General features: G+C 42.0%; 6 protein-coding genes. 3 read left to right on the forward strand and 3 right to left on the reverse strand.

Translation table 11 applies throughout. The features are described 5' to 3' along the window. Positions 1–362 precede the first annotated feature (362 nt). Both VN447_RS04875 and VN447_RS04880 read right to left on the reverse strand, forming a co-directional pair. Positions 363–1,043: a hypothetical protein gene (locus VN447_RS04875; RefSeq protein WP_325523391.1), complete on the reverse strand. Its 681-nt coding sequence runs from the start codon at positions 1,041–1,043 to the stop codon at positions 363–365. A gap of 241 nt (positions 1,044–1,284) precedes the next feature. Further along, a complete protein-coding gene (locus VN447_RS04880; protein ID WP_325523393.1) occupies positions 1,285–2,343 on the reverse strand; it encodes a YncE family protein in 1,059 nt (352 codons plus the stop codon). A 274-nt stretch (positions 2,344–2,617) separates the two neighbouring features. Between VN447_RS04880 and VN447_RS04885 the strand changes: the two genes are divergently transcribed. After that, a complete protein-coding gene (locus tag VN447_RS04885) occupies positions 2,618–3,061 on the forward strand; it encodes a hypothetical protein (protein ID WP_325523395.1) in 444 nt (147 codons plus the stop codon). Positions 3,062–3,094: 33 nt separating this feature from the next. Further along, on the forward strand, positions 3,095–3,343 hold the full coding sequence (locus tag VN447_RS04890; protein ID WP_325523397.1) for a heavy-metal-associated domain-containing protein: 249 nt from the start codon (positions 3,095–3,097) through the stop codon (positions 3,341–3,343). Positions 3,344–3,782: 439 nt separating this feature from the next. On the opposite strand, the gene VN447_RS04895 is transcribed toward VN447_RS04890, so the two are convergent. Continuing rightward, positions 3,783–3,920, reverse strand: coding sequence for a hypothetical protein (locus VN447_RS04895; protein ID WP_325523399.1), 138 nt, complete (start codon positions 3,918–3,920; stop codon positions 3,783–3,785). Between the two features lie 379 nt (positions 3,921–4,299). On the opposite strand from VN447_RS04895, the gene VN447_RS04900 reads away from it, so the two are divergent. Beyond that, positions 4,300–4,980, forward strand: coding sequence for a hypothetical protein (locus tag VN447_RS04900; RefSeq protein WP_325523401.1), 681 nt, complete (start codon positions 4,300–4,302; stop codon positions 4,978–4,980). Positions 4,981–5,356: the final 376 nt, after the last annotated feature.

The following is a 5,356-nucleotide window of genomic DNA, read 5'->3' on the forward strand; positions in this document are numbered from 1 at the left end:
GCATAGCAAGATACAACACAAAAGATGCGGTCATATGCTGCATGAAAAAGAGATAGCTTAGCACCAAAAAAGGCACAACAAATTGCTAAGGAAACTATCCCTTAGCTTTGTTATGCCCTTTTTTCATACCATTTCTTTTTATTCAGTCTTAATCCCATAAAGATCTTATTTTTTACTCACGAAAACAAGAAGGGGCTGCCTCTCATAGGTTAAAATAACCTATTTTGAGACACCCCCTTCAAGTACCATTCCACCAACAACAGCGATACAACATGGGAATATGAAAAATTGTACCGAGTGTGTGGATTACACCCCAGACTGCCGCCCCATAGATGGAGCCAGAAAACAGTGGATTTCTTATGCTACTTTACCCCTGCCGACTGCGTTCCCTTTTTTACAATGACTCCGTCCACTGCGGTATAAACTACGTCGTCTTTGATCCAGCCCTCGATGGTATGCCCACCAATTACCTGTTTATTATATCCAGTATGATTACGGTCAATCACAACATATTCTGGACCGTTTTTAGTACTGCCCGGCCTAACCACGACTGTTTGAAGATCTTTATTGATACGATAAGCCTTGGCAGTGACTCCGTCAACGGCCGTGTATGCTACACCGTCTTTGATCCAGCTCTCAATAGTTTGGCCACCAACTACCTGTTTATTATACCCAGTGGGATTACGGTCGATCGTAACATATTGGGGACCATTCTTAGTGCTGCCCGGACTAACCATCACTGTTTGAAGGTCTTTATTGATACGATAAGCCTTGGTAGTGACTCCGTTAATTGCGGTGTATGCCACACCGTCTTTGATCCGGCCCTCAATGGTACGCCCGCCAACTACCTGTTTGTTATACCCAGTGGGATTACGGTCGATCGTAACATATTGGGGACCATTCTTAGTGCTGCCCGGACTAACCATCACTGTTTGGATGTCAGATTTAATTTTGTTTGTTTCCGGGAGAAATTCGTTGGCCGAAGCCACACCTGCTACCATCATACTCATCAGTAAAGATGCAGTTATAAAAGTCTTTTTCATTCTCGCTACCTCCTTGATTTCTTTATCCATATTATACCTAGTTAATATGAATATCTCGTGAATCAATTATGAAAAACTTGTGTTATTTTACCAGTATGCGTCGCACTTCGCTGCTAATAGTCCACTAAGTTCATCATACTGGGATTAGCACCTTGGAAAGTAAAAGCCCAGCACTTCGTGCCAGGCAGTCGCAGCAAATATATTCTTATTTCATATCCTTTATTGAACCTCTAATTTTACTTTACTGCTTAAAGGTAATTCCATTTGGGATTTTACCTACCTCGACCTTGCCGATTACTTTGTCGGTTGTATTATCAATGATGCTCACCGTGTTTTCATACATATTGGTGATATAGACAAACTTGTTGTCGTTACTTGTCACTACGCCATGAGCACCTTTGCCGACTTCAATGGTAGCTACTATTTTCTTGGCAGCCAAATCCACTTTCGAAACCGTATTGGACGGACTTTGCTCGGTACCTTGGTTAGCAACAAAGGCGTACTTGTTATCATATTGGATAAAGACTTGCGCCGGGCCTTTACCAACAGGTATCTTTTCTACCTTATCGCTAGTCAAGTCCACAATCGCCAGCATATTCTCGGCATTAGCAGTAGCAACAAGCGTTTTGCCGTCGCTGGTGATCCCGGTTGTCACCGGTTTTTTACCAACTGTGATTTTTCGTGTTTCTTTTAACGTTGGAATGTCTACCACACTCACCGTGTCTTCGCCCATATTAGCGATATATGCTGTTTTGCTATCTTGGGAAATGCGGAACCCGTGCGGTCCCTTACCGGTGGGCACTGTTTGCACAACATTATAGGTTTTGGCATCTATGACTGTCACATTATTAGACTCATTGTTGGTTGCCAACACATACTTACCATCCTGGGTAAAGACGATATGTGCCGGATGAGCGCCAATCTCGACTTTCTTGATTAGATTATTGGTCATGGTGTCATAGAACAGGGCAAAGCCGTTCATTTCCATATTGCCATGGCCTTCCATTTTGGGCACTAAGATTGCCCCCAGCACGTTGCCATCAGGCGATACCTGCACATTATGTACTGTGCCGTCTAAGGGAATGGTGTCAATCACAGTATTGGTAGCTGCATCAATTCTGGTAATGCCGCCCCCTTCATTAGCTGTATAATACATGCTCTTTACCGCAACAGACGGAACTTCCTGAGCAGATTTTAGGGGGGCTTGTGGTGACGGCGCAGGACTTTTTGTTCCGGCGCACCCGGAAAGGACCAGCATCAAGACTAAAAACCCACAAAGCAATACATTACGTAGTTTCAAGTAATCATCTTCCTCTCATTATGATGTAAAGAGAGACTTAGCTTCAAGTGGCTTAAGCCTGACTTTTACAAAAATCTCGTTTATTATTTTATCCAACGCGCCATGTATCTAACCAAATTCGGCGCGCCTAAGTATTTTTTCAACAATTTCATAAACTCCTCATCAATTATTCATCAAATATTCATATCTATAAGGTACTATATAGTACATAACCGGGGCACATTGTACGGTTACATTTCCCGGAAGACCTAAAAACTCATAAGGAGGAGTAGTTTTGAAAAAGCTATTATTACTCACTTTTCTATTTATGTTCACTATTCAGAGTCCTGGTTTCGCTGCTGTTAGCGGCTCCAAGCCGCGAACATTTTCTCCCACGCCTAAACCTCCGACCACGCAAACAGCACCAGCTCCAACCAGCGGTTATAAGCCATCGTCTCCGGCTAACAGCTATAGCCAAACAGCGCCGGCGGCTAAATCAGCCAACCCGTCAGCCGTTCAACAGCCTGCCAGCGGCGGCTTTATGCGCGGACTAGGCCTATTCGGCGGCGGCATGCTGTTAGGCAGCTTACTTGGCGGAACCTTAGGCTTTGGCTCTACCGGCGGGTTTGCCACACTATCAGGTCTATTTTTCAATATCCTTATCATCGGCGGTATTATCATGGCCGGCCGCTTCATCTGGGAGAAATTCAAACAACGCCAACGTGATAACAACCGATAAATTTATACCAGTCATATCAATGAGGTAAAAATAATGGGTCAAGCCACAACCTTAAAAATCGAAGGAATGACTTGCGGCCACTGCAAAATAAGCGTCGAAAAAGCGCTCATAGCAGTCCCGAGAGTTACGGGCGGCACGGTTATCTGGCTAAAAAAAGAAGCGATCATTACCAAGTCTGCTAGCCGTGACGAGCTAGTAAAACTGTCGCAGATGCTGGCTACACAGTATTCATTAAAGCGGTACCAACGCAGATTTATAAAGTTAAAACAATATTTGATATAAAAAAGCCAATTCCACCTCACTAAGGGGAATTGGCTTTTGCAGTACGTGCGACTGATACAACAGCAAATATGGATTAATTGGAACATTATTGGGATAACCTGTATTTAAGAAATGTCAACCAATCTCTAAGTTAGTTGGATTTTGCTATGATAACCTTTACAAAACATACATTTTCTAACGCTAAGCCTAAATGCATGTCCCAGGAAAGAAAAAGCCTGACGCATAAAGCGTCAGGGACGTGTTTGCGACTGCGCGCCCTGCTATAGCTGCCAGTCGAGTCACACAAAAATACTGAGGATGTACTTAGTATAGCAAATCATTATGAATATCTAATGAAAAGAAGATGAAAAAGTAGTGAATTTTTTTGTGAAGATGCTACTTAGCGATGATCCTACCTTCAACTGCACGGATTATTGTGAAAACTACTTGTTACAAAACCTTAATGCGTATGTACTGCTCCATCACTATGTGTATGGGTTTCACCAGGGCGCGCCGGCTTAGGGCTCTGGCTATGCTGAGCTCCGCTGCAACCAGACATACCCGCCTTGCCGCCTGCCGGTACGCCTGACATGTTCATTTTCACCTCCCCCGTTTTTAAACCGGACCGTATGATGATTATCCGGCCTATCTCAGTAAGGTTACAGGTATTTCTGGCACATGAGCGTGGAGATTTTCATATTCATACAAAATTCACAAATTATTCATAATTAATTCATAATATCTTCATAACTATGATGTAATATATATTATATAACTAAAATGAAAAGTAGCAAAAGTGATTACATGGTCATTTTGTAAAAATAACCCTATACTACCGATGAGACAAAGAAGTCTTTGGCGTTTTGAAGCCAAAGACTCTTATTTTTTTTAGGGAGGTGATGTAAAAAACACGTTTTGCCCCCGGTTTGAAGAACTTATTTGAGAACATGAAAACAAACAGCAGGAGGAGGATTTATATGAAAAAAGTGTTACTTATCGCCTTGGTACTTTCATTCGCTCTCGTTGTACCCGTTTCGGCTACCCCGTCCACCATTATCTGGATACCATCCACCGATATACAGCCTGCGAATAAGACCCATTTAGGCATAGACAATTATTTTACCGCTAAACCTTTAGCATCCGGACAATCAACTGGTGCTTTTACATCTCCCGATTACGGCTTGACCTGGGGAGGAACAAACTTTGAATATGGTATAGACTATATTGCTTCACAACCATCAAATCCTTTGTATTTCAATGCTAAGTTTAATTTGCTGAATAACGAGGCTTCAAAAGTAAATATAGTTGCAGGCGTATACAATGTGGGTACGTCAAAAGCCACTAACCAGGAAGTCAAATATGTACTGACAAGTAAAACAATTAGCGACGGCACCCGCTTTGCTTTGGGATACGGTGTCGGTAGGAGAGAAGCCCTGGGTTCTGACAACAAAATGATTCTAGCCAGCATTGATAAACAACTAAATGATAAATGGTGGGTAGCGGTAGATTATCAAGGTGGTAAGAGTGCATTAGGCGCGACAAACGTTGGTTTTTCTTATAACTTTGCACCAAACGCTTCAGTAATTTTTGCCTATGATATCTACAATAACAAAGACTATAAAAATACTATTACTACCCAATTGGACATAAACTTCTAGACAAACAAGCAGTTTTCTAAGTAAGTCTGCAAGGGATATATTATTATCCTCCAACAAATCTAATACAATTCATTGTAACAAAAATGGATAAATCTCTCAGAAAAAGATTTATCCATTTTTTTGTTGCTATTATATGCTACACTCTTTTCCTTACAGGGCTACTTTTGTTCATACTATTTTGCCTATCCCTATGGGGACTTCGCACAATATTTGATAAACTAAGTCGAGTCGGATACGAGGCCACTGAAGAACTTGTGGTTTTGACGGAGCAAAGCTTAAAAAGTACGAAACAGAAGACGACCCTTGTTCCCAATTTTGGGGTGAGGGTCGTCTTTTACCATTTAGGAAACCTTTATAACTTGTCTTCTACCTTATC

It is taken from the genome of Sporomusa sp. (genome assembly GCF_035561155.1).
Lineage (GTDB): Bacteria > Bacillota > Negativicutes > Sporomusales > Sporomusaceae > Sporomusa.